The sequence below is a fragment of the [Brevibacterium] flavum genome, from assembly GCF_019317305.1.
Taxonomy (GTDB): domain Bacteria; phylum Actinomycetota; class Actinomycetes; order Mycobacteriales; family Mycobacteriaceae; genus Corynebacterium; species Corynebacterium glutamicum.
Window position 1 is genome coordinate 1,148,914 of record NZ_CP079240.1, and the last position, 24,320, is coordinate 1,173,233.

The window sequence follows — 24,320 nt, forward strand, 5'->3', positions numbered from 1 at the left end:
CACCTTAGCTACTCCATTAGTGTGATCGGGGTTATTTTTTCACTTCAATGGGTGGCTAAAAGACGTGGGCACGTGAGTAAATTCATGCGCGCGAAACGATGGGAGTGAACCCATACTTTTATATATGGGTATCGGCGGTCTATGCTTGTGGGCGTACCTGTCCCGCGAGTGAGGTCTTACGCGCGGGATTCGTCTTGTGAAAGGTTAGCTGACCTGATGACCGATGCCCACCAAGCGGACGATGTCCGTTACCAGCCACTGAACGAGCTTGATCCTGAGGTGGCTGCTGCCATCGCTGGGGAACTTGCCCGTCAACGCGATACATTAGAGATGATCGCGTCTGAGAACTTCGTTCCCCGTTCTGTTTTGCAGGCGCAGGGTTCTGTTCTTACCAATAAGTATGCCGAGGGTTACCCTGGCCGCCGTTACTACGGTGGTTGCGAACAAGTTGACATCATTGAGGATCTTGCACGTGATCGTGCGAAGGCTCTCTTCGGTGCAGAGTTCGCCAATGTTCAGCCTCACTCCGGCGCGCAGGCTAATGCTGCTGTGCTGATGACTTTGGCTGAGCCAGGCGACAAGATCATGGGTCTGTCTTTGGCTCATGGTGGTCACTTGACCCACGGAATGAAGTTGAACTTCTCCGGAAAGCTGTACGAGGTTGTTGCGTACGGTGTTGATCCTGAGACCATGCGTGTTGATATGGATCAGGTTCGTGAGATTGCTCTGAAGGAGCAGCCAAAGGTAATTATCGCTGGCTGGTCTGCATACCCTCGCCACCTTGATTTCGAGGCTTTCCAGTCTATTGCTGCGGAAGTTGGCGCGAAGCTGTGGGTCGATATGGCTCACTTCGCTGGTCTTGTTGCTGCTGGTTTGCACCCAAGCCCAGTTCCTTACTCTGATGTTGTTTCTTCCACTGTCCACAAGACTTTGGGTGGACCTCGTTCCGGCATCATTCTGGCTAAGCAGGAGTACGCGAAGAAGCTGAACTCTTCCGTATTCCCAGGTCAGCAGGGTGGTCCTTTGATGCACGCAGTTGCTGCGAAGGCTACTTCTTTGAAGATTGCTGGCACTGAGCAGTTCCGTGACCGTCAGGCTCGCACGTTGGAGGGTGCTCGCATTCTTGCTGAGCGTCTGACTGCTTCTGATGCGAAGGCCGCTGGCGTGGATGTCTTGACCGGTGGCACTGATGTGCACTTGGTTTTGGCTGATCTGCGTAACTCCCAGATGGATGGCCAGCAGGCGGAAGATCTGCTGCACGAGGTTGGTATCACTGTGAACCGTAACGCGGTTCCTTTCGATCCTCGTCCACCAATGGTTACTTCTGGTCTGCGTATTGGTACTCCTGCGCTGGCTACCCGTGGTTTCGATATTCCTGCATTCACTGAGGTTGCAGACATCATCGGTACCGCTTTGGCTAATGGTAAGTCCGCAGACATTGAGTCTCTGCGTGGCCGTGTAGCAAAGCTTGCTGCAGATTACCCACTGTATGAGGGCTTGGAAGACTGGACCATCGTCTAAGTTTTTCTTTGAGTTTTCATATGTAGAAGGCATCGTCGGCTTCGGCCTGACGGTGCTTTTCTCGTTGTTTTGTGGTTTTGTCAGAGGATGTCATGCGCGTTTTAATTATTGATAATTATGATTCTTTCACGTTTAATCTCGCCACCTATGTGGAAGAGGTTACGGGTCAGGCACCTGTGGTGGTGCCTAATGATCAAGAAATAGATGAGACGCTTTTCGACGCCGTCATCCTCTCACCGGGCCCGGGCCACGCCGGCGTTGCGGCTGATTTTGGTATCTGTGCAGGCGTCATTGAGCGTGCACGCGTTCCGATTTTGGGTGTGTGTTTAGGCCACCAGGGCATTGCGTTGGCTCATGGCGGTGATGTTGATTTGGCGCCCAGGCCGGTCCACGGTGAGGTTTCGCAGATCACCCATGATGGTTCAGGTTTATTTGCAGGCATCCCTGAAACGTTTGAGGCGGTGCGTTATCACTCGATGGTGGCAACCCGCTTGCCGGAGTCATTGAAAGCTACAGCTACCAGCGATGATGGTTTGATCATGGCATTGGCACATGAAACGCTTCCGCAGTGGGGTGTGCAATTTCATCCGGAATCTATTGGTGGACAATTCGGCCATCAGATCATTAAGAACTTCCTTAATTTAGCGCGCACATATCGCTGGCAACTCACGGAGAAAACTATTCCGCTCAGCGTTGATTCAGCAGCGGTTTTTGAAACACTCTTTGCCCATTCCTCCCATGCTTTTTGGCTCGATGATGCCCAAGGAACCAGCTATCTTGGTGATGCCAGCGGTCCTCTCGCACGCACAAAAACCCATAATGTCGGCGAGGGGGATTTCTTCACCTGGCTAAAGGAGGATCTCGCCGCCAACTCAGTTGCGCCCGGTCAAGGTTTTCGTCTTGGCTGGGTTGGTTACGTTGGTTATGAGCTTAAAGCGGAAGCTGGCGCACGGGCTGCGCACACTTCGAGTCTTCCGGATGCGCACCTCATTTTTGCCGATCGCGCCATCGCAGTGGAATCGGATCAGGTTCGGTTGCTGGCGTTGGGGGAGCAGGACGAGTGGTTTGAAGAAACCATCAAGAAGCTGCATAATCTTGTCGCCCCGCGGATACCTGCGTCCGGACACCTCGCTTTGCAGGTTCGAGATTCCAAAGATGAGTATCTCGACAAAATTCGCAGAGCCCAGGAGCTGATTACTCGTGGCGAATCGTATGAAATCTGCCTGACCACAAAACTTCAGGGCACCACTGATGTGGCCCCTCTGGCTGCCTATCTAGCACTGCGTGGGGCCAATCCCACCGCATATGGTGCGTATCTTCAGCTGGGGGATACCTCTATTTTGAGTTCCTCGCCGGAGCGGTTCATCACTATTGATTCGGCGGGACACGTGGAATCAAAGCCCATTAAAGGCACCAGGCCGCGTGGGCGAACAGCGCAAGAAGACCAAGAAATCATTGCTGAGCTGCGCAGTAATCCTAAAGATCGTGCAGAAAACTTGATGATCGTAGATTTGGTCCGCAACGACTTAGCCCGCGGCGCTTTGCCCACCACAGTTAAAACATCCAAGCTTTTCGACGTCGAAACCTACGCCACAGTCCACCAACTTGTCAGCACCGTCTCTGCAGAGTTGGGGCCACGCAGTCCGATTGAGTGCGTGCGCGCAGCATTCCCCGGTGGTTCGATGACTGGTGCCCCAAAGCTGCGCACCATGGAGATCATCGATGAGCTGGAGGCAGCTCCTCGCGGTATTTACTCAGGTGGCTTGGGATATTTTTCCCTCGACGGCGCAGTTGATCTCTCCATGGTGATCAGAACTCTCGTCATCCAGAACAATCACGTGGAGTACGGAGTGGGCGGTGCACTTCTTGCTCTGTCTGATCCGGAGGCTGAGTGGGAGGAAATCCGCGTTAAATCACGGCCTCTGCTGAATTTGTTTGGGGTTGAATTCCCATGACGTACCTCGTGTGGGACGGCGCAACACTCGTAGAAGGCGCGCTGGAATCAACACCCACAGTTGTTGATTCCTACCTAGCCAAAGACCACCGCGTGGTGCGCTGGGATCTTCATGAACAGCGCTTCGCCACCAGCGTGGACGTGGACCCGTGGGATTTTCTCCACGCAGTAAGGGAAGCAATTCCACGCCAGGGCTCGTGGTTTCCCAAGATTGAATGGCATGGCGATGATCTTTTCGCAGTCCATATTCGCCCCGCACCGCCGCTGCGAAAGGCCACGTCATTGTGGCTTTCCGAAGACCCAGATCCACGCACACAGCCAACCATCAAAGGCCCAGACCTAGATGTGCTTGCTCACCTTCGCAGTCGCGCCAACGATAACGGCTGCGACGATGCCCTGTTGATCAGCGCGGATGGGTTCATTCTGGAAGCTGCCAACGCCACCGTGGTGTTTTGGGCGGATCCACAGACGGTCATCGTGCCCAGGGGAGATGTGCTCCCATCGGTGACACTCGCCGCAACCATTCCGCTGTGGGAAAAAGCCGGAATCACATTGCGCTATCAAAACATTCGGCACATTGGTTTTCCCGCGTGGTGCGGTAGTTCGCTGCATGGTTGGACACCTGTGGTTAGTTGGGGCAGGGGATTGGGCAAAATTGCAGCAGCGAAAGCTCCATCGGTGAAGCCCTGGAATGAAAAATTGCGCCCAACCATTTTTCCGTGAGGAAAAGGTTGAGCGCAGTCTTTGTGAAGATTTAGTCTTCGGTAGTTTCTTCAGTTTCTTTCTTTGCGGTTTCGCGACCTTCAGCAAGCTGTGTGCGTGCGGTGCGCAACCATTCTGGCTGGTTTTCCAGAAGTGCCTTGATCTCGGCGGTGGTCAGTGGTTTGTCCATGTCGTTCTTTTTCAGAGCCGCGATGGTGATGCCCAATTTTTGGGCGACCACTGGACGAGGGTGTGGGCCCTCGCGACGTAGGGTTTGGAGCCACTCCGGTGGGTTTTCCTGCAGGTTCTTGAACTCTTGGTGAGTCAATGCACCTGTTTGGAACTCCTCTGGCGTGGCGGGCAAAAACAGTCCGAGCTTCTTAGCGGCGGTCTGTGGCTTCATAGCCCTGCCCGATGGCTGGCGTACAGATTCTTCGTTCACGCCCACAACGGTAGCATTGTTTTCATGCTGACCTTAAGTTTCATCACTGGCACGGAGCCAGGAAAGTGGTTTACCCGATTCCGAGATCGGACTCATCACGGTGGACTTGAGACCCTTGATTCGGACGACGCCCTAGGCCTCATGCTCGCTGGCCAGGCACAACTCGCCTTAACCAGGCTTCCAGATGCGCGTATCGACGCCTCCCTCCACGTGGTCAATCTTTATCAGGAACAACCCGGCGTCGCTTTTCCAAAAGACTTTTTCCTCAGTGCCGAAGAAGGCGCGGTGGACCCTGCGGACTTGGAGGGGGAGATTATCAACTGGTCCATGCCCGATAGTGGGGAAGTCGATGCTGCTGCTGTTCGCGATGCTCTGCAAATCGTGGCAGCGAACGTCGGTGTGGTGATCGCCCCGAGGCCTCTTCTCAAGGTGTTGAGCAAGAAATTGGTGGAGCACCGGGACATCAAGGGTGGAACTGAAACATCTATCGCCCTGGTGTGGAAGAAAGATGAGGATTCTGAAGAGATTCAGGACTTCGTCGGTATTGCTCGCGGTCGAACGCGGAATTCCAGCAGGCAGCAAACGGTAAAGCTCAGTGCTCGTGAAAAAACACTGGCAAAACAAGCCCGCAGGCAGGGGGAGAAACCAAAAACTCCGAAGCGTCCGCAGGCAAGAAAACGTCCCGGAAAACGGCGATAGGGGTCACCCGCGCATGTCCGGTTGCCGATCTATTTAAATACCAGGACAATTGCGTGCATGGTTGAAAGAGACTTCACTATCCGACCAATCCGCGAGGGTGATTTCCCTCAGGTGAGGGACATCTACGAATTGGGCCTGGAGACGGGACATGCGTCTTATGAGACTTCTGGTCCCACGTGGGACCAGTTCTCCCAATCTAAAATCATGGATACCGTCATGGTGGCGGTAGAAAACAACGACCCGGACTTCATCCTCGGATGGGTGTCTGCTGCTCCAATTTCAAGCCGACAGGTTTTCCATGGAGTGGTGGAAGATTCCATCTATATCCACCCCCAGGGCCAAGGCCGAGGAATCGGCGGCGCTTTGCTCGACGTCCTTATCACCTACTGCGAAAGCAACGGCATCTGGTCGATCCACTCCTGGATCTTCCCGGAAAACCTCGGTTCTGCGAAACTGCATGAATCGAAGGGCTTCGTGAAGGTGGGCACCATGCACCAAATGGCAAGGATGCCCTACGGCGAGATGGAAGGACAATGGCGCGATTGTGATCTGTGGGAGTGCCTCTTATCCGTTCCAGAGCAAGCTCAAAGTTCCTAAAGCAATTTAAATCTGACTTTATCGCCCGGCAACAGCTGGGCCGAACGATCACACGACCTTGATGTAAGTACTGCTATTACTGGATAGCCACCGGTCACAGGATGATCGGGACCAAACACCACGGGGTTTCCACCAGGCGGAATCTGGATGGACCCCCGGACCATTCCTTCACTTTTCAGCTCGCCTTCCATACGACGTTGGATCGGCTCGCTTGAGTGCATGCGCAAACCAATCCGGTTGGAGTCATTGCTCACCGTAAACACCTGAGTAAAAAAGTTGTTGAGGGATTCTTGCGTGAACCATTTGTCACGTGGACCTCGGATGACGGTAAGCGTTTCTGTTGGCATGCGTTTCCATAAGGTGGGCAGTTGCCGAAGTTTTGGCCACCACTGAGAATCTGCAATGTCTGTTGCTACGTCAATGACATCCCCGGGCTCGATCGGGCGAGGGCCCATGTGGGAGATCAGATCGGTTGAAGCAGATCCCAAAGTTTTTTCTACTGCAAATCCACCGCGAGCAGCAAAGTAGGCACGCATGCCATAGGTGGCGGGCTCGACGCGGATACGTTCACCAGCTGCAACATCGATGATGGTGTTGGTGGTGGCATTTTTAGATTGTCCACCAGCCGTTCGAACCATCACTTCAGCTTCAGTTCCCGTGAACACGATCGAGGTGGTGTGCAACGCCTCCACCTCAAAGCCACCGAGCAGAATCTCTACCACGGTTGCATTGGGATCATTACCTAAAGCGTGATTTGCGCGAGCAGCGGATAAACGATCAAAGGATCCTGAGGTTCCAACACCAGCGCTGGCAAAACCAAAGCGACCTCGGTCTTGGAAGATGGCTTGGGGGCCAGTGGAAATTACTTTGAAGCTCATTTCTTCACCTGCACAAATCGAACTGAATCACCGGGCTTGAGAAGCGATGGTTGCCACCGGTCCACATCCCACATGGGAATCTCAGTGGTGCCCAGCAGTTGCCAACCACCAGGGGACTGCTGCGGGTACACAGCGCTGAATTCACCGGCCACTGCGACAGAACCTGCAGGAATCTTGGTGCGTGGCGATTCCAAGCGAGGAATATCCCACAGAGGAGTCTGGGGGATCAGATAGTAAAAACCTGGTGCAAATCCACCGAAAGCAGCAGTCCACACGGTGCCAGAATGCGTGGCGATAACTTCCTCCACGCTCAAACCTGTGTGTTGAGCTACGGTTTCTAGATCAGGGCCGTCGTAGACCACGGGAATCTCAATGGTGTCGGCAAGCTCTGCTGCGCCCTTTGCGGCTGGGGTCAGCGCAATTGAATCAACGATCTCTGCGAAACGACTCGGGGTGATCTGCTTGGTGTCAAACGTCACTAACAGTGTTTGCGCAGCGGGAACAGTATCGATGATTCCAGGGACCTGCATGCCCACCAAAGAGCGGTTGAGTGCAAGAACAGCATCCAAGATGCTGCCTTGGACGGCTTCGGAATCTTCAGCAAGCAAATCGATGATGACTGCTTGCTCACCACATGGTCTAACGAGCATGGGAAACCTGAACCTCATGAGCTGCAAGGGTGGTCACGATTTTCTCCACCAATGCGAGAGCTTGCGGATTATCCCCATGAACACAGATGGAGTTGGCGTCGACAAGCACGCTCTCCCCGGTGATCGCGGTGATGGGCTGGCCGGTGGCAAACGCCAAGGCCTGCCTGGCTGCGGTTTCGGGGTCGTGCAGTACCGCGCCGGGAAGCTTGCGGGAAACCAGCTGGCCATCGGCGGTGTAGGCGCGGTCGGCGAAAGTTTCCTGCTCAACTTGAAGCCCCGCGGCGCGAGCCTGCTCGACGATTTGGGAGCCAGCCAGGGCCATGAGGGAGAGCTCAGGATTGACCAGCTTGATGCCCTCGATGACTGCTGCGGCCTGGGCTTCGTCAACCGCAATGGTGTTGTACAGCGCGCCGTGTGGTTTTACATATTCCACAACCGCACCGCTGGCTTTAGCCGCAGCTTGAATGGCGCCGATCTGGTAGATCGTTTCGGCGACGAGGTCATCGTGAGCGACGTCGAGGTTGCGGCGACCAAAACCTGCGATGTCGTTGTAACCAATGTGTGCGCCGATGCGGACGTGGCGTGCATGGGCGGCGCGCACAGTTTTGAACAACACAGTGGCGTCGCCGGCATGGAAACCGCAGGCAATATTGGCGCTGGACACCAAGTCAAGAACAGCTACGTCGTTGCCCATGACCCAGCTGCCGTAGCTTTCGCCGAGGTCGCTGTTGAGATCGATGGTGGTCATGAAAAAATCCTTTCAAAAAACGTTAACTGCTAAGAAGATCGAAGACTCCACCGAAGGAGACATAAGCCAAGAACCATGCGATAACCAGGCCGATGACTCCCACTACGATCAGCCACACTGGGTATTTGTAACCCTTGAGAAGATCTTTCTGGCGGAAGATCGCTACGTAGATCATCAGGGTAAAGCCTACGGGGAGGACCAAACCGTTGAATGCTCCGGCGAAGACCAAGAGGATTGCCGGTGCCGTGCCGAGCACGATGAACACGGAGCAAGAAATCAGGATGAAGATGATGGTCACCCAGTTTTGCAGACGCTTCTTCTCTGGCTTGTTTTCCACCAGGAAGGTTGCAGAGGTGTAGCTGGCGCCGATGACTGAGGAAATGGACGCTGCCCACAGCACGGCACCGAAGATGCGTAGTCCGATATCGCCTGCAGCGTGCTGGAATGCTTCCGCGGCTGGGTTGCCCGTGGTGGATAGGGTGACGCCACCTGCAACAACGCCGAGAACCGCGAGGAAGAGCACCACGCGCATGAGGCCAGTGATCAGGATGCCGGTGATAGAGGAATTGGAAACAGCTTTGACGTTGTTGGGGCCGGTTCGTCCGGAGTCCAGCATGCGGTGTGCGCCAGCGTAAGTGATGTATCCACCGACGGTTCCACCCACAAGTGTGGTGATGACAAGCCAGTCGATGGTGTCAGGAAGTACTGCATTCTTCAGCGCCGAGCCAACTGGAGGTTGGGAGACGAAAGCCACGTAGACGGTGAGCAGGATCATCACGACGCCGAGGACCACGAGGAATTTGTCCAGAGCAGCACCAAGTCGCTTGAACAAGAAGATCGCAATCGCGATGGCCGCGGTGATCACGCCACCAACTTTGACGTCTCAGCCCAGCAGCGCGTTAAGCCCAAGGCCACCACCGGCGATGTTGCCGATGTTGAATACTACGCCGCCAATACAGACCAGTACGGCCAGCACCCAACCAAAACCTGGGATAACAGTATTGCCGAGTTCTTGGGCGCGCATTTCAGAGATGCCGATGATGCGCCACACATTCAGCTGCACCGCGATGTCAATGAGGATCGACACCAGGATCGCAAATGCGAAAGCTGCGCCGAGCTGGTTGGTGAAGACAGCGGTTTGGGTGAGGAACCCTGGGCCGATGGCAGAAGTTGCCATGAGGAAGATGGCACCCATCAGAGCGCTTCGGCCAGAGGCGGTTACTGCAGCTTGCTTGAGGGATGGCGCATTGGCTTTTGCAATGTCGCCAGGCCCAGGGGTTCCAGTGCTGGCTGAGACTGGCTGGCTGTCATCGACGTTTTTGTTGTCGGCCATTGTCGCGCTCCTTTCGTGGGGGCTTTCAGGATGATTGGGGTAGCTTGCACACCAATCGCAGATTGTTGAACAATCTTGGTGAGTTGAGAGTGAGTTTAGACCCAATGTGTCCTGTAGCACAATCCCCCGTGGGGATTAATGGTCATCGAATATGGTCAGAGCACCCCCGCAAGTGCCTAGGTGTGTCCCCAGTCCTTTAAGATCAGTCACATGACGCAGGCAATAGCAGCATCCCTTGATTTAGCGGCTCGAATCACCGCCAAAATTGATCAAGGAGAGCTCACTCCAGGTACTCGACTACCCGAGGTTGCTTTGGCAGAAGAACTTGGCGTTTCACGGAACACGCTGCGTGAAGCTTTTCGGGTACTCATGCAAGACGGACTGGTGGATCATATTCCCAACCGTGGGGTTTTCGTGCACACTTTCACCAAGTCGGATGTGGAAGATATCTATGCTTACCGCACATTTATCGAGGTTGCTGCGATTAGGTCGGCGCGGAAAAATCCTCAGTTGCTGGAGCAGTCTTTGGGGGTAATGCGAGAGGCCTACGAAAGGGGTGTTGCAGCCAATGCCGTGGGTGATTGGCAAACTGTCGGTTCTGCCAACAGTGCTTTTCACTTGGCGATTGTGGACCTAGCAGGAGTGGCTAGGTTGTCAGCAGACGCTCGAAAAGTGTTGGCGCTGGCTCGCATCGGATTCATGGCCACCTACAACGTGGAGACATTCCATAGCATTTACGTGGAAAAGAACCATCAAATCTTGAAGTATTTGACTGCCGGTGAATTCGAAGAGGCGGAACAATACCTCCAGAAATACTTCGAAGATTCGCGCGATGATTTGTCTGCGCACCTACCGGAATTTTGAAATTGCGATAGCATAGATGACTTGACACTGTTGCAGCAGGCGGTTTTCACCTGGCCTCTTAGGATTTGGTCAAATGGTTGCAACGACGCCAGGGAAGGAGGCGCACCCCATGGCATTTGGATTTTTTAGTAGACGTAAGAAAAAGAACAAAGACAAAAACCCGAATGAAAATTCAGCAGTGCCCGCACACTCTGAAGATTCACCTCAGGAGGTTTTTGAGGGTAATGGTCGTCAGGTAGGCGACCCCATTGAACAGCAGGTTGATCGAGATGCTAAAGGTCGTCTCACAGCGGCGGATTTCTTGCCGGACGCTGATCTGCCACAGCTGAATCGTTCGCGTGCAAATATGCTGCGCCGTGAATTGGAGTACCGTTTTTCACTCCAGAATGCCCACATTAATATCGATGGAAACACGGCCATGATTCAGCGTTCAGATGGCGGGGCAGCACATGTCTCGTTGCGCACCCTCGCGATGAATGCAGCTGGCCTTGATAACTTTGATCAACTCCCTGAACTGGTGGAAAGCTTCGTTCACGGCACGCTGGCCGATGCAACATTAAACGATCTTTCTACTGCTGACCTGTATAAAGCACTGCGCCTTCGCCTGCTGCCAACACCTGGTGAAGGCGACGATCTAGTTGAGCATGGACTCGACCGGGAAAGCCAGATCCGCGACGATTCAATCCTGCGCACCTTCACCTCTGACATGTCGATCGCGCTGGTGCTCGATACCGAGCATGCCATCCGCATCCAGCCACTCAAAGAGCTCGAGGAGTTCGATGACCTCAGCGCCCTAGAGCGGGCTGCGGACCGCAATACCTGGCAAGAGCTTTACGACGCAAACGTTGACGCTTCCTTCGTCGACGCTGAATCAGACAGCGAAGGGTCATCATTTTGGGCTTTCGAATCTAACTCGTACTACCTGGGTAGTGCACCACTGTTCCTCAACGATCTGTTGGCAAAGTGGGCACCTGACCTGGACCAAAGTGATGGCGTCATCTTTGCTGTCCCTGATCGTGATCTGTTGATTGCGCGTCCTGTGACCACCGGCGAAGATCTGATGAACGGAATCACCGCGATGGTGAGGATCGCGATGCGCTTTGGCCTCGGGAACCCGACGTCGATAAGCCCGCGCCTGCACCTGCTGCGCGACAACCAGGTGACCACCTTCACCGACTTCCGCGTCGTCTCTCCTGAAATGGAAGCTGAATGGGAAGACAGCGCGTTTGACGCGCCACCGGCCGGCGCGATCGGCATTGAGGTGCGCCCAGATCCGTATCTGATGGAGCGCCTCCAACAGGGTGGTTTTGGCGATTTCGGGGATTTCGGCAAGCCCCGCGATCTAGATATGTAGCGAAAAAGGGACCTTCACTTCTTAAGAAGTGAAGGTCCTTATTTATCGGGTTCTAGTTTTAGAACTTGTTCTCGCGCTCGGTGTGAGCCATAGCAAGAACGTCGAGGCGCTTGTCCAGCTCTTCCTCGGTGAGCTTCTCGCCATCAACCAAGCCCAAATCGATGACAGTCTGGCGGATGGTCTTGCCCTCAGCCAAAGCAGTCTTAGCCACCTTTGCAGCAGCTTCGTAGCCGATTGCAGAGTTCAGTGGGGTAACGATGGAAGGTGAAGACTCAGCGAGCTCCTTCATGTGTGCCTCGTTTGGCTCAATGCCATCAACGAGACGGGTCGCGAACACGCGGGAAGTGTTAGCCAGCAGGCGAGCGGACTCAAGCACGTTGCGAGCCATCACTGGGATGAACACGTTGAGCTCGAACTGGCCCTGGGTGCCGGAGAACGCAACAGCTGCGTCATTGCCGATAACCTGAGCGGAAACCTGGGTAGCGGTCTCACAGAGAACTGGGTTGACCTTGCCTGGCATGATGGAGGAACCTGGCTGCAGGTCTGGGAGACGGATCTCGCCAAGACCGGTCAGTGGGCCGGAGCCCATGAGGCGGATATCGTTAGCGATCTTGTACAAGGAGACAGCGATAACGCGCATTGCGCCGGAGAACTCAACAAGAGCGTCGCGTGCAGCCTGAGCCTCGAAGTGGTTCTCAGCTTCCTTGAGCTCCTTGACGTCGGTCAAGTTGATCAGTTCAGCAACAACCTTGCCGCCGAAATCAGCGGAGGTGTTGATACCGGTACCAGCAGCGGTGCCACCAATAGCCAGCTCACCAAGGCGAGGAAGAGTAGCCTCAACGCGCTCGATGCCGAGCTGGATCTGGCGAGCGTAGCCACCGAACTCCTGGCCCAGGGTTACTGGAACAGCGTCCATCAGGTGGGTGCGGCCGGACTTAACAACCTCAGACCACTCGTTAGCCTTCTTCGCCAAAGACTCGTGCAGAACCTTCAGGCCTGGGATGAGGTCATTGACAGCAGCCTCGGTTGCAGCAACGTGAGTTGCAGTAGGGAAGGTGTCATTGGAGGACTGACCCATGTTGACGTGGTCATTTGGGTGAACCTCAACGCCGTTAGCCTTCGCGATGGAAGCGATAACCTCATTGGTGTTCATGTTGGAGGAAGTACCGGAACCAGTCTGGAACACATCAATTGGGAACTCAGCGTCATGCTTACCGGACGCGATCTCCTTACCAGCTGCAATGATGGCATCTGCCTTCTCTGCATCCAGCGCACCGGAGTCTTTGTTTACCTGCGCACAAGCTGCCTTCAGCAGACCCATTGCGCGGATCTGTGCGGATTCCAGACCTCGACCAGAGATAGGGAAGTTCTCAACAGCGCGCTGGGTCTGTGCCTGCCACAGAGCCTTTGCTGGAACCTTCACTTCACCCATGGTGTCGTGCTCAATACGGAATTCCTGCTCGGTCATGAAATCACTCATTTCTTACTGAGAATTAAATACGGCTGTCACAAGCTTACTCATTGTGTTGTCGCGAAACACTGGAGTCCACCCCTAGAGTGAGGTGGGTAATAGAAAGTGTGAGAAATAAGGCACAATCCACTCCTAAATGTGGGGGTGCAGGCTTGTTAAATGTCCAAAATTCGGCGGTAGGTGTACCTAAAAACAGGGGTGGGAAATACTTGGGGATTGCTCTCATCGGTTCGATGTAGACTGAATTGTCTAGGTTAATATCCAATATGGAAGAAAACTAGACAGTTAAGTAGACTGAATGGTCTACTAGGTGCATGACTTCAGCAATCACCACCGCAACTGATCTTCGCTCCGTACTGCGAAACGTACCAACCCCAATTAGCTTCATTGCAACCCACACCGATCAGCCTCTGGGCATGATCGTTGGTTCATTCGTCAGCATTAGCGCCGAACCACCATTGGTAGGCATCTTCTTGCAGAAGAGCTCTTCTTCATGGCCAGCTATCGAGCAGGCATTAGTTACCGGCCAAGAGCTAGGCATTTCTATCCTCGGCGGGGCACACGCAGACCATGTGCGTAAGCTTTCTGGCCCATCCGACCAGCGCTTTGAAAACCTTGAGTGGGCATCCACCGAAAACGGTGCGATTCACCTTGAAGGCGCTGATGCACAACTAACCACGAAACTTCATGATCTCCAGGAAATCGGCGATCACTTCTTTGCAGTTCTAGAAGTTATTGACGCTTCCGCTGACCAAGACTTCAGCTCAGCGCTGGTGTACCACCGCTCGCAGGTGTCCTCGCTGTAGGGCACTAAATTTTAAAAGGGCACGTCGAATCTGCGACGTGCCCTTTTTAGAATTCATGGAACGCTTTATGGTGGGCGCGGAGGCTTTCCTCTTGTTCGGTGTTAAGTGGTTCGCGTCCTCTTTTTTCGCGCATGATTCTCACGTGATTGATAAAGGCAGCGGAGTCAGGGTTTTCGATTGCGGTTTTAAGCTCCATTCCGTACAGTTTTTGCTCTTCTGTTGTGAAATAATCTGTTCTGTTGCGGAAGTCCAGCCCCATAAGTTCAACCAGTGCGTCATCGGATAGGAAACCGTTAAAAGCCCAACTCATGGATTCGTCGGTCCAGGGTCTGTGGGGATCGAGGGTGTCCCATTGCTTCTTTCTTTCCCCGGAAACGTGCCAGATTCCATCCTCAAACCAGGTCACAGATGACGGTGCATCGCCAATAACGGAACCGCGGTAAGGATAGAAATCCTCTAGAGAAACAAGACCCGTCCATTCTGGGGCTGCGGGAGAAATGTGGAGATGTCCTTTTTCTTTGCTTTGAAAAGGGCTGATATCCTCCCAATCTGAACCAATGATCAGCCAGCGTTCACTAGTTGTGCTGCTCGGAAATTTTCGGATAATTACGCCCGAAAATGCCTCATCGTCGTAAGTGAATAAGCCTGGTGTTGTGGGTGTCCATGCAGGGCTTGGAGTAGAGCGATGGGCGTGTTCTGCAAGGAGTTGGATGCGCAAACGGGTGAGGATTTGGTGGAATTCTTCCAAAGGGGTGTGCATGGAAAGCTCCAAGGGGTGGTGGGCAAGGTCTCTCGGGTGATCTTAGTGAGAATGTGAAAAGTGGCGAGCCCCAATCGGGAAGCTCGCCACTTTTGTGAAGGGATTTTTAAGTTTTAAACGTTCGCAGACTCACGAATGGTGGACATTGCCTTGGTCCAGACAACAAGCTGCTCAAGCATAGCGTCCACAGAGGAGATGCCCTGCTCGGAAGGCTTGAAGTTAGGGTATTCGAAGTCGGTGAAGATGCTCAGCAGGCCGGTCTTTTGAACGTGTGCGATCTGAAGCTCGGAAAGGATGCCGCGGAGGTGCTCAGCTGCGCGAACGCCCATTGCGGAGCCGTAGGAGACGATGCCTGCAGCCTTGTTGTTCCACTCTGCGGAGAGGTAGGAAAGGGCGTTGGTTAGTGCTGCTGGGACGGAGTGGTTGTATTCGCCGGTAACAAAGATGAAGCCATCAAATTCTGCGATCTTTGCTGCCCATGCCTTGGTGTGCTCGTTTGCGTACTGGCCATAGCCGGCTGGCATTGCTTCGTCGAGGACGGGGAAGTTGAAATCAGCGATGTCAACGAGCTCGTACTGTGCATCGTTGCGCTCTTGCGCGCGCTCGAGAACCCAGTTGGCTACGTCGATGTTGACGCGGCCTGGACGGGTGGAACCGGTGATGATGGCGATCTTGCTCATGGTGTACTCCTCTAAAAGTTAATTAAGTTGATGTATCAACAACTTGACGTACCTAGCCTATGTTAACTTTCCGCGTCATGCAAGCGCTTTGGGATTCCAGTCTATTTCTCAAGGTCAACAGGGTGGGGGAGTCGTCGAGGTTTTCATTCAGAGTGAATGCTCTCCTTGTTTCAGTCGCTCAGTGCTTCATAAAGTAGACCGCAATCTAGACAAAGATGTCTATTTTAATTAAGGAGCAGAACATGGCCACGGCCGAGAACACAACACAGGAGAATCGGAAAATCCTGTTCAACGCATTTGATATGAACTGCGTTGCGCATCAGTCCCCAGGACTGTGGACACACCCGAAGGATAAGGCGCGAGACTACAACACTCTTGATTACTGGGTGCACCTTGCCAAGACTTTGGAGAAGGGCCTTTTCGACGGCCTTTTCATCGCAGATGTGCTTGGAACTTACGATGTTTATGGTTCTAGTAATGAAGCGGCGTTGAGCAGTGGTGCGCAGGTGCCTGTTAATGATCCGATCCTTCTTGTTTCTGCGATGGCCTATGCCACAAAGAACCTCGGGTTTGGCATTACTGCAGGTACAGCTTACGAGCACCCGTATCCTTTTGCGCGGCGTCTGGCCACACTTGATCACCTGACTAATGGGCGTGTGGGGTGGAATGTGGTTACTGGCTATCTTCCCTCTGCTGCTCAAAACATGGGTGACACCGATCAGCTGCCACATGATGAGCGCTATGACAAAGCAGATGAATACCTGGAAGTGATCTACAAGCTTCTCGAGGGGTCTTGGGAAGACGACGCTGTTCAAAACAATACGGAGACGAGTGTCTTTACGGACTCCTCCAAAGTGCACGCCATTAATCATCATGGCAAGTACTTTGATGTGCCGGGCATCGCCATCACTGAACCCAGCGTGCAGCGCACGCCGGTGATTTACCAGGCGGGTGCATCGTCGCGCGGATTGAAATTCGCTGGTGAGAATGCGGAAGCGGTGTTTATCAACTCCAGCACCGTGGAGGCAATCACCAAGACTGTCGCAAAGATTCGCGCTGCTGCGGTCGCTGCGGGACGTGATCCACATGCGGTGAAGATCTTTGCGATGCAAACCATCATCACTGGTGAAACAGAAGCAGATGCGCAGGCAAAGCTGGAGGAATACAGCCGTTATATCGATCCTGTCGGTGGTCTGACCTTGATGTCTGGATGGACCGGCGCGGATCTGTCGCAGTATGACCTGGATGAACCGATCACCAATATTGAGTCCAACGCTATTCAGTCGACCGCAGCCACCATTAGCAACGGCACCGGTGAAGGTGCGTGGACGGTACGCAAACTGGGTGAGGCAACCGGCATCGGCGGCTTCGGACCAGTGCTTGTGGGATCTGGAGCCAACGTTGCCGCGGAACTCGCACGCATCCAAGATCTCAGCGATGTTGATGGTTTCAACCTTGCCTATGCCATCACCCCGGGAACTTTTGAAGATGTCGTGGACTTTGTGGTTCCTGAACTGCAAAAACTTGGCCGCTATAAAACGGAATACGTGCCGGGTTCCTTGCGCAACAAATTGCTCGGCAATGGTGATCGCCTTGACGATACCCACCGCGGCGCAAGCTACCGCCTAGGCGCTCGGAACTCCACCGCCACCACTGATCTCAGTTCCATCTCTGCTCAGCTAGTTTCCCAGGGAGCCCACTCATGACCTCACCGCAAACAATCATCGACAATCTTGCTCCAGTCCTCGCGGAGATCGCAGCAACGGCTGCGCAGCGTGAACAGGATCGAGAATTCAGAGGTGACTTGGCAAAGCAGCTTAGTGCCGGTGGGTTCACTAAACTCCGCATTCCAGTTGAATTTGGCGGTTTGGGTTTTAGCCTTCCAGAAGCATTTGAGGTGCTGGTGGCAGCGGCCGCTGCAGATTCAAATATCGCGCAGGGATTGCGGCCTCACTTCTTGGCAGTGGAGAGCTTATTGATCGCTCCCGATTCAGAGCACCGTGACAAGTGGCTGCGAAAAATCGCTGAGGAAGGCGTGGTCATTGGCAATGCGTTGACTGAAGTGGGAAACAAGCCAGGTGAGCTGAAAACCAAGATCCGAAAAGACGGCGAGGCCTTTGTTCTCAGCGGAACCAAGTTCTATTCCACGGGCAGTCTTTACGCCGACTGGATTCAAGTACATGCGAAAGATGAGGAAGATCAAGATGTTTTCGCCTTTGTTGATCGCGACGCATCAGGCGTTGTTTTGGTGGATGACTGGGACGGATTTGGGCAACAACTATCTGCCTCCGGAACCAGCTTCTTTGAAAAAGTCGTGGTAGATCCACTGAACATTGTCACCCGTGATTACACCGCACCCAGCGCTTTCCAGGCGCTGGCGCAGTCACATCATTTGTCTACGTTGACTGGTATTTCGCAGGCAATCACCCGTGACATTGTTACCTATGTACAAAACCGCACCCGTATTTTCAGCCACGGAAGTGGTGACCTTCCACGCTTTGATCCGCAGGTGCAACAGGTGGTGGGTGAGGTGAAAGCCAAGTCGTATGCAGTCGAGAAAATCTTTCAGGGTTTCGCGCAAGAACTGGATCTTGTCGTCGATAAGGCAAAAGCCGGCACTGCCACGGAGGTCGAGCTGGCCGCTGTCGACCTGAGCGCCTACCAAGCCCAGTTGGCGGTGGCACCTTTGGTGCTGAGCCAGGCCACCCAGGCCTTTGAGGTTGGCGGGGCGTCGGCGGTGTCGAAGAAATTGTCGCTGGATCGGCATTGGCGCAACGCGCGCGTGCTGGCAAACCACAATCCCATTATTTATCGAGCGCGCCTGCTTGGCGCAGATGCCTTAAACGGCGGCCACGTGGCTGCCCAATACACGATCGGATCCTTGTCATGAGCCAAGAAATTTTGAGCCATTTTGCACCCGCATTAGAGCGCATTCGAAGCGGCGCGTTCGCGCGCGAACAGCAGCGCGCCTTGCCAGTGGAAGAGATTAAAGAGCTGGTAGAGCTAGGATTTACTGGGCTTCGAGTGCCCGAAGAACTAGGCGGCGCGGGCGCTTCCCTGGAAAGCGTGGTTGAGTTACTGATCGAGATCGCGGGCGCCGATTCCAATATCGCCCAAGCCCTGCGCGGACATTTTGCCTTCGTGGAACTACTCCTGGAAGCGCCGGAGAGCGAATTCCGCACCTATTGGCTGCGCGAAGTCGCCACCGGAAGACTTGTGGGCAACGCCGAAAGTGAGAAACGCGGCGTTTACGGCGATCCGCAGACCTTCATCGATGAGGTGGAGACTGAAAACGGCCCGATTTTCGTGCTCAACGGCACTAAGTTTTATACCACCGGCACCTATTTTGCGGACTACACCTGGACCACCGCGCTGCTGCGCAACCTCAACGGCCAAGAAACTTTGGTCAGTTTGCCGGTCGATCTGCACGCGCCGGGCGTGGATGTTGTTGATGATTGGAGCGGGTTTGGGCAAAAGCTCACCGCCTCTGGAACGACCACGTTTAAAGACCTGGAGGTGGATCCGCGGTGGATCATTCCACGCACTGATGCGCCCACGCTGGTGTGGACGTATCTGCAGCTGAACCTGCTGACCGTGCTGGTTGGCAGTGCCGCAGCAGCTGTCGATGAGGTGGTTGCCCGCGCCCAATCCTCCACCAGAAATGCGTGGAATCCTGGCGTCGAGCGCCGCAGCGATCCGGCCGCAACCATAGCGATCGGCGACGCACGTAGCCGAGTCACCGTTATTCGTGGAGCGCTTCTCGACGCCACCCGCCACGTTTCCAACGCCGCCACGATCGCAACCCCCGACACCTTCAACGAGGCGGACGCTATTGTTGCAGCGCTCTGGCCCATCGTCTCCGAACAAGCTTTGGTGGTGACATCCACCGTTTTCGATGCGGTGGGTGCATCTGCAGTGCTTGGTGAGCATTCCATTGATCGCCACTGGCGCAATGTGCGTACCGTGTCCTCAAACAACCCGGTGTTCCTGGCCAAGAATGCAGTGGGGGAGTATGCCCTCAACGGCACTCCCGTGGGTACCAACATTGGTAAAGCACTGAGCCGTCCGGTGAGCCTAAGCAGCTAGACGTGTGATTTCGCTGGTTTTTAGATGGTTTTCAAGCCAGCGAGACCACATTAGTTTCACGCTGGTTAAAACCTTTGAGATCAATATAGACCGTGTGGTCTACTCGAGGAATGAGTGAAAACAATCCCATTACCTTGCACTGGTTCCTACCCACCTATGGCGATTCTCGCGGAATCACAGCCGGCGGGCATGGCTCCGGCTTCCACTTCGGAAGCCGGACAGCAGACCTCGATTACCTCTCCCAAATTGCCCTGGCCGCTGAACGAAACGGTTTTGAATCCGTCCTGACTCCCACTGGATTGTGGTGCGAAGATGCGTGGATCACCACCGCAGCGCTGCTGTCTAGGACATCAAAACTGAAATTCCTCGTTGCTATTCGACCAGGCCAAGTTAGCCCCACCATCATCGCGCAGCAGGGTACTGCCTTCCAGAAATTCTCAAATAACCGCCTGCTCATCAACGTCGTGGTGGGTGGCGAAGACCATGAACAGCGCGCTTTCGCTGATTATTCTTCCAAAGAGGAGCGCTACCACAAGGCTGATGAAACCTTAGAGATCATCGATCACCTGTGGAACAGCGCAGAACCTCTAAATTTCCAGGGTGAATTCCTCAGTGTGGAAAACGCGGTATTGAAGGAACAGCCCGAAGTTTCCCCACCGATTTACTTTGGTGGATCCTCACAACTCGGCATCGAAATCGCAGCCCAACATTCCGATGTTTATCTCACCTGGGGTGAACCTGCGGAAAAGGTAGAGGAGAAGCTTGCCCGGGTGCGCGCCGAAGCAGATAAGCGAAACCGCGAACTAGACTATGGCATCCGCCTGCATGTCATTGCTCGACCAACTGAGGATGAAGCCTGGTCAGTGGCTCAAAATCTTCTTGACCAACTTGATCAGGAAGAGGTTGCCCGCATTCAGGAAGGGCTTGCGCGTTCCCAATCGGAAGGTCAGCGTCGCATGACGGAACTTCATGGACAAGGGGCGGCATTCACAGCAGGAGCAGATGCTCGCTCCCTTGAAATTGCACCGAATCTCTGGGCAGGTGTTGGCCTAGTCCGCGGTGGCGCCGGCACAGCGTTGGTGGGTTCCTATGAGCAAGTCGCGCAAGCAATTTTGCGATACCGCGATATTGGTCTGAGCCACTTCATTTTCTCCGGCTATCCACATTTGGAGGAAACCTATCACGTGGGCGAAGGAGTGGTACCTGAGCTCCTCAAATTGGGTGTTCCGGTGAACAACCATGAAGAACAACGCAACGACGTGGTAGCGACTCCGTTTATTTCCAGATAGATCACGGATCGGCTGCTTTAGCAGAGGCAAAAGCCGGGATTTAGTTGGTGCGGCTTCCAGAGGTTGTCACAAACCGTCTTATATGACCAACGGCCAGGAGATGTGAGGTTTGTCGGTCACCTAGTTTGGTCGGTGCTTGGACGCCAGAAAAACTGGCCGGGCCCCACCAAAAGTGACCTCTCAGATTCGCCTCTAAGCGCCCAAAGCCCTGAACCATACAAATACTCAATCTTGATCTTCGACCTCTTAAATCGCATTTGCACTGGCATCCCTCGTAGGGATCCCCAAGCAAAAAACCGCCGACCACAATGGCCGGCGGTTTTTCGAACTAAGAGCTCTTAGATCGCGGTGGTGTAGTCAACCACGGAGTATTCCTGCAGCTTGGACAGCTGGTGGACAGACTCGATGTGGCGGATGGTGCCTGACTTTGAGCGCATAACCAGGGAACGGGTGGTTGCGCCGTTTGCGCGGTAGGAAACGCCACGGAGCATGTCACCGTTGGTCACACCGGTTGCCACGAAGTAGCAGTTGTCGGAGCTCACCAGATCGTTGGTGTGCAGAACCTGATCAAGAACCAGACCAGCGTCGTGTGCCTTCTGGCGCTCGAAATCGTTCATTGGGGCCAGGATGCCCTGGATTTCGCCACCCATGCACTTCATGGCGCACGCAGTGATGATGCCTTCTGGGGTTCCGCCGGTGCCCATCATGATGTCCACGGAGTTGGAATCCTGAGCTGCTGCAACTGCACCTGCAACGTCGCCGTCGGAGATGAGACGAACCTTTGCGCCTGCACGACGAATGTCTGCGATCAGTTCGATGTGGCGAGGACGGTCAAGCACGACAACGGTGACGTCGGAAGGGTTGATTCCCTTGGACTTTGCCACCGCGTTGATGTTGTGGGCAACTGGAGCTTCGATGTCGATCTTGCCTGCGGCCTCAGGTCCCACAGCAATTTTCTTCATGTAGAAGACGGAGGATGGATCGTACATGGTGCCACGCTCTGCAGCTGCAAGGATGGAAATTGCGTTGGGGCGACCCTCAGCCATCAGGGTGGTGCCGTCAACTGGGTCAACTGCGATATCTACCTCAGGTCCAAAGCCGGTTCCGACTTCTTCGCCGTTGTACAGCATTGGAGCTTCGTCTTTTTCGCCCTCGCCGATAACAACGACACCCTTCATGGTCACTGAGTTGATGAGCTGGCGCATGGCGTCAACAGCAGCACCGTCGCCTTCATTCTTCATGCCACGTCCAACCCAACGTCCAGAAGCCAGTGCAGCTGCTTCCGTAACTCGCACCAGCTCCATAGCAAGGTTACGGTCTGGCGTTTCGGGGTTCTTAAGGTTCATCTGCAGGGCCTCCTGGGGCACTTGATCTGACCTGGTTACGTGGGGTGCACGTATCGAGGCGCATTATAAATGTATCGGCGCTTGGGCTGTATCAACCCGCACGTCATCTATTGTTGCACTTTTGTGCCCGGAATTTTGGATTCTGGACACCCAAAAGGGGGTTTCGTACCAAACTCGTGACATACTAGGCGGGTGGCTGAGAAACGACCGAAAATTTTTGATGGCAGTCGGGACATGATTATCTCGTTGGTAGTCTCCGCGATCATCATGTTGGTAGCGGTGGGATTTACGGGAATGTGTTCTTTCAATACAGGATCCCCAGAAAATGGGCAGGTACCCGAAGTTGATGCTTCCACTTTTATGTCGATGGAAGCGCGTGCAATGACTGATCATGCAACTAGGTTGCCGGAAACTCCTGAAGGCTGGACCACAAATTCAGCTCGACGCACCATGGTGGATGACACTCCTGCATCAGTTGTCGGATACGTCACTGCAGATGAGGGCTATATTCAGCTCACTCAAACTGGTGAAACCGTTGAGGATGCTGTGGCTGGTTACGATACTCGCTGGCGTGATCTTTCTGACTCTTATGATCTGGATGGCCACGACGTTGGAATTTACACCTCACAGGAATCTGACGTGCGTGATCTGCGTGTGATGGATCTAGGTGATGCCCGCGTCATGGTGTCTGGTGCTGCTACAGATGAAGAATTCAACGATCTGCTTCGCGCAGTTGCTGATTCGGAGCCACTTCCTGTCAGTTAGGCTTCTTACATTTTTAAACAGTTAAGGGTTCTGCTCCAGGTTGAGCAGAACCCTTAACTGTTTTAACGCTGAAAGGTGCTGTTTGTTATGCGGCGGGCTGTTGCTCTACGACGCTGATGGTGGTCCGAGTCTCTTGCGCTTTTCGACGCAAAACCACAGCCACGATGGCCAACACTAGTCCGAGGGACGTCATCAAACCGCCAACTAATCCGGCTGATGTGAGTCCAAGGGAAGTGGTGATGGTTGCACCAGCAAGCCAGGCAGCAACAGCATTTCCAAGGTTGAACACTCCGATGTTGATGGAGGAAGCCAGCGTTGGTGCACCCTTGGCGTATTCAAGGACCACTGATTGAAGCGGTGCAACAGTAGCCATGCCGAAGAATCCAATAAAGAAGATTGTGATCAAGGACAAGATCGCGCTGTGTGCTGTGAAATTAAAGGCAAAGAGTGTTGCTGCCAAGAGGAACAGCATGGCGAGCACGGTGGGCATGAGTAAGCGATCGGCAAGTTTGCCGCCAGTCCAGTTACCAGTGAACATGCCAACGCCGACGATGATGAGGATCCAGCTCATGGAGGATTCTGCGTAGCCTGCGATGTCAGTCATGATCGGGGTGAGGTAGGTCAGCGCGGCGAAAACGCCACCGAAACCAAACAGCGTCATGAGTAGCGCGAGGATGACCTGAGGGTGGGTGAGTGCCTTGATTTCACGTCCCACGCGGACATTCTTAGGTGATGGCAGGTTTGGTACGAGGTAGGCAATGGCAACTGCGGTGAGGATGCCCAATGCTGCGATTACTAAGAAAGTGGTGCGCCAGTTAGCCATTGTGCCAATCCACGTTCCGATGGGGACGCCAATCAGGTTTGCCAGGGAAATTCCGCTGAACATGTAGGCGACTGCAGCACCTCGTTGGCCAGGTCCTGCGAGTTCTGCTGCAACAACGGTACCGATTCCGAAGAATGCGCCGTGGGTAAAGGATGTAACGATGCGGCCAATAATCAGCAGTGCAAAGTTGGGTGCTACTGCGGATAGAAGGTTGCCAATGATAAACAGCACCATCAGGATGATGAGCATTTGTTTGCGGGGGCGGCGGATGCTGAGCAGGGTCATGATCGGTGCACCAACCATGACGCCGGCTGCGTAGGAGGAAATGACCCAGCCGGTGGTGGCGATGGAGGTGTCAAAGGTGTTTGCGATTTGGGGGAGGAGACCAACAGGGACAAATTCCGTGACTCCAACGCCAAACACACCTAACGCTAATGCAGTGAGGATGAGTTTCGTTGATTTACTTGCAGACGCGTTATATTCGCTCATGCATGGAGAATTTACTTGCAGACGCGTTATATTGCAAGTGGTGTTATTATGAAAGTGAGTTTT

The 24,320-nt window shown here is 54.1% G+C and carries 22 protein-coding genes and 1 pseudogene; 13 read left to right on the plus strand and 10 right to left on the minus strand.

Annotated elements, in window-relative coordinates; genetic code table 11:
• Positions 1-216 precede the first annotated feature (216 nt).
• From glyA to KW808_RS05640, 3 genes are all read left to right on the plus strand, one after another.
• On the plus strand, positions 217-1,521 hold the full coding sequence (gene glyA, locus KW808_RS05630) for a serine hydroxymethyltransferase (RefSeq protein ID WP_003856790.1): 1,305 nt from the start codon (positions 217-219) through the stop codon (positions 1,519-1,521).
• A 92-nt stretch (positions 1,522-1,613) separates the two neighbouring features.
• Entirely contained in the window at positions 1,614-3,476 is a 1,863-nt protein-coding gene (pabB, locus tag KW808_RS05635; RefSeq protein WP_004568147.1) for an aminodeoxychorismate synthase component I, read from the plus strand.
• Positions 3,473-4,198 (plus strand): aminotransferase class IV, encoded by a 726-nt coding sequence (locus tag KW808_RS05640; RefSeq protein WP_004568141.1) that lies wholly within the window; start codon positions 3,473-3,475, stop codon positions 4,196-4,198. The genes pabB and KW808_RS05640 overlap by 4 nt, the downstream gene beginning before the upstream one ends.
• 31 nt (positions 4,199-4,229) lie before the next feature.
• Here the strand turns inward: KW808_RS05640 and KW808_RS05645 are convergent, their stop codons facing one another.
• Positions 4,230-4,625 carry a DUF5997 family protein gene (locus KW808_RS05645; RefSeq protein WP_003856795.1) on the minus strand — a complete coding sequence of 132 codons (396 nt, stop codon included), beginning with the start codon at positions 4,623-4,625 and terminating at the stop codon, positions 4,230-4,232.
• An 18-nt stretch (positions 4,626-4,643) separates the two neighbouring features.
• On the opposite strand from KW808_RS05645, the gene KW808_RS05650 reads away from it, so the two are divergent.
• Both KW808_RS05650 and KW808_RS05655 read left to right on the plus strand, forming a co-directional pair.
• Entirely contained in the window at positions 4,644-5,318 is a 675-nt protein-coding gene (locus tag KW808_RS05650) for a LysR family transcriptional regulator substrate-binding protein (RefSeq protein ID WP_004568136.1), read from the plus strand.
• A gap of 57 nt (positions 5,319-5,375) precedes the next feature.
• A complete protein-coding gene (locus KW808_RS05655) occupies positions 5,376-5,915 on the plus strand; it encodes a GNAT family N-acetyltransferase (protein ID WP_004568125.1) in 540 nt (179 codons plus the stop codon).
• Here the strand turns inward: KW808_RS05655 and KW808_RS05660 are convergent.
• From KW808_RS05660 to KW808_RS05675, 4 genes and pseudogenes are all read right to left on the minus strand, one after another.
• Positions 5,912-6,793, minus strand: coding sequence for a 5-oxoprolinase subunit C family protein (locus KW808_RS05660; protein WP_004568119.1), 882 nt, complete (start codon positions 6,791-6,793; stop codon positions 5,912-5,914). The genes KW808_RS05655 and KW808_RS05660 overlap by 4 nt on opposite strands.
• A complete protein-coding gene (locus KW808_RS05665) occupies positions 6,790-7,443 on the minus strand; it encodes a 5-oxoprolinase subunit B family protein (RefSeq protein ID WP_004568117.1) in 654 nt (217 codons plus the stop codon). Before KW808_RS05665 ends, KW808_RS05660 begins: the two co-directional genes overlap by 4 nt.
• Complete coding sequence (locus tag KW808_RS05670) at positions 7,433-8,191, minus strand: 5-oxoprolinase subunit PxpA (protein WP_003856803.1); 759 nt, start codon at positions 8,189-8,191, stop codon at positions 7,433-7,435. Before KW808_RS05670 ends, KW808_RS05665 begins: the two co-directional genes overlap by 11 nt.
• Positions 8,192-8,213: 22 nt before the next feature.
• A pseudogene (locus KW808_RS05675) lies at positions 8,214-9,524 on the minus strand (NRAMP family divalent metal transporter).
• Positions 9,525-9,734: 210 nt separating this feature from the next.
• On the opposite strand from KW808_RS05675, the gene KW808_RS05680 reads away from it, so the two are divergent.
• Together KW808_RS05680 and KW808_RS05685 are read left to right on the plus strand one after the other, a co-directional pair.
• A complete protein-coding gene (locus KW808_RS05680; RefSeq protein WP_004568114.1) occupies positions 9,735-10,388 on the plus strand; it encodes a GntR family transcriptional regulator in 654 nt (217 codons plus the stop codon).
• Between the two features lie 109 nt (positions 10,389-10,497).
• On the plus strand, positions 10,498-11,742 hold the full coding sequence (locus tag KW808_RS05685) for a hypothetical protein (protein ID WP_004568112.1): 1,245 nt from the start codon (positions 10,498-10,500) through the stop codon (positions 11,740-11,742).
• A gap of 58 nt (positions 11,743-11,800) precedes the next feature.
• Here the strand turns inward: KW808_RS05685 and KW808_RS05690 are convergent, their stop codons facing one another.
• Complete coding sequence (locus tag KW808_RS05690; RefSeq protein WP_003856814.1) at positions 11,801-13,210, minus strand: class II fumarate hydratase; 1,410 nt, start codon at positions 13,208-13,210, stop codon at positions 11,801-11,803.
• 317 nt (positions 13,211-13,527) lie between these two features.
• Between KW808_RS05690 and KW808_RS05695 the strand changes: the two genes are divergently transcribed.
• Entirely contained in the window at positions 13,528-14,019 is a 492-nt protein-coding gene (locus KW808_RS05695; protein ID WP_004568110.1) for a flavin reductase family protein, read from the plus strand.
• A gap of 46 nt (positions 14,020-14,065) precedes the next feature.
• Here the strand turns inward: KW808_RS05695 and KW808_RS05700 are convergent, their stop codons facing one another.
• Both KW808_RS05700 and KW808_RS05705 read right to left on the minus strand, forming a co-directional pair.
• Complete coding sequence (locus KW808_RS05700; protein ID WP_230622920.1) at positions 14,066-14,779, minus strand: hypothetical protein; 714 nt, start codon at positions 14,777-14,779, stop codon at positions 14,066-14,068.
• Between the two features lie 113 nt (positions 14,780-14,892).
• Positions 14,893-15,459, minus strand: a complete 567-nt coding sequence (locus KW808_RS05705; protein WP_003856821.1) for an NADPH-dependent FMN reductase — start codon at positions 15,457-15,459, stop codon at positions 14,893-14,895.
• A gap of 242 nt (positions 15,460-15,701) precedes the next feature.
• Between KW808_RS05705 and KW808_RS05710 the strand changes: the two genes are divergently transcribed.
• The 4 genes from KW808_RS05710 (at position 15,702) to KW808_RS05725 (ending at position 20,834) form a co-directional block, all read left to right on the plus strand.
• Positions 15,702-17,165, plus strand: a complete 1,464-nt coding sequence (locus KW808_RS05710) for an LLM class flavin-dependent oxidoreductase (RefSeq protein ID WP_004568109.1) — start codon at positions 15,702-15,704, stop codon at positions 17,163-17,165.
• Positions 17,162-18,349 (plus strand): acyl-CoA dehydrogenase family protein, encoded by a 1,188-nt coding sequence (locus tag KW808_RS05715; protein ID WP_004568108.1) that lies wholly within the window; start codon positions 17,162-17,164, stop codon positions 18,347-18,349. Before KW808_RS05710 ends, KW808_RS05715 begins: the two co-directional genes overlap by 4 nt.
• Complete coding sequence (locus KW808_RS05720; protein WP_004568107.1) at positions 18,346-19,545, plus strand: acyl-CoA dehydrogenase family protein; 1,200 nt, start codon at positions 18,346-18,348, stop codon at positions 19,543-19,545. The genes KW808_RS05715 and KW808_RS05720 overlap by 4 nt, the downstream gene beginning before the upstream one ends.
• A 110-nt stretch (positions 19,546-19,655) precedes the next feature.
• Positions 19,656-20,834 carry an LLM class flavin-dependent oxidoreductase gene (locus KW808_RS05725; protein WP_004568099.1) on the plus strand — a complete coding sequence of 393 codons (1,179 nt, stop codon included), beginning with the start codon at positions 19,656-19,658 and terminating at the stop codon, positions 20,832-20,834.
• 338 nt (positions 20,835-21,172) lie between these two features.
• On the opposite strand, the gene glpX is transcribed toward KW808_RS05725, so the two are convergent.
• A complete protein-coding gene (glpX, locus tag KW808_RS05730; RefSeq protein WP_004568098.1) occupies positions 21,173-22,180 on the minus strand; it encodes a class II fructose-bisphosphatase in 1,008 nt (335 codons plus the stop codon).
• 192 nt (positions 22,181-22,372) lie between these two features.
• On the opposite strand from glpX, the gene KW808_RS05735 reads away from it, so the two are divergent.
• Positions 22,373-22,945, plus strand: coding sequence for a DUF4245 domain-containing protein (locus KW808_RS05735; RefSeq protein ID WP_011897004.1), 573 nt, complete (start codon positions 22,373-22,375; stop codon positions 22,943-22,945).
• Between the two features lie 85 nt (positions 22,946-23,030).
• On the opposite strand, the gene KW808_RS05740 is transcribed toward KW808_RS05735, so the two are convergent.
• The gene (locus KW808_RS05740) at positions 23,031-24,257 is read right to left on the minus strand and encodes an MFS transporter (RefSeq protein ID WP_004568097.1); all 1,227 of its coding nucleotides are present in this window, start codon (positions 24,255-24,257) and stop codon (positions 23,031-23,033) included.
• Positions 24,258-24,320 lie beyond the last annotated feature (63 nt).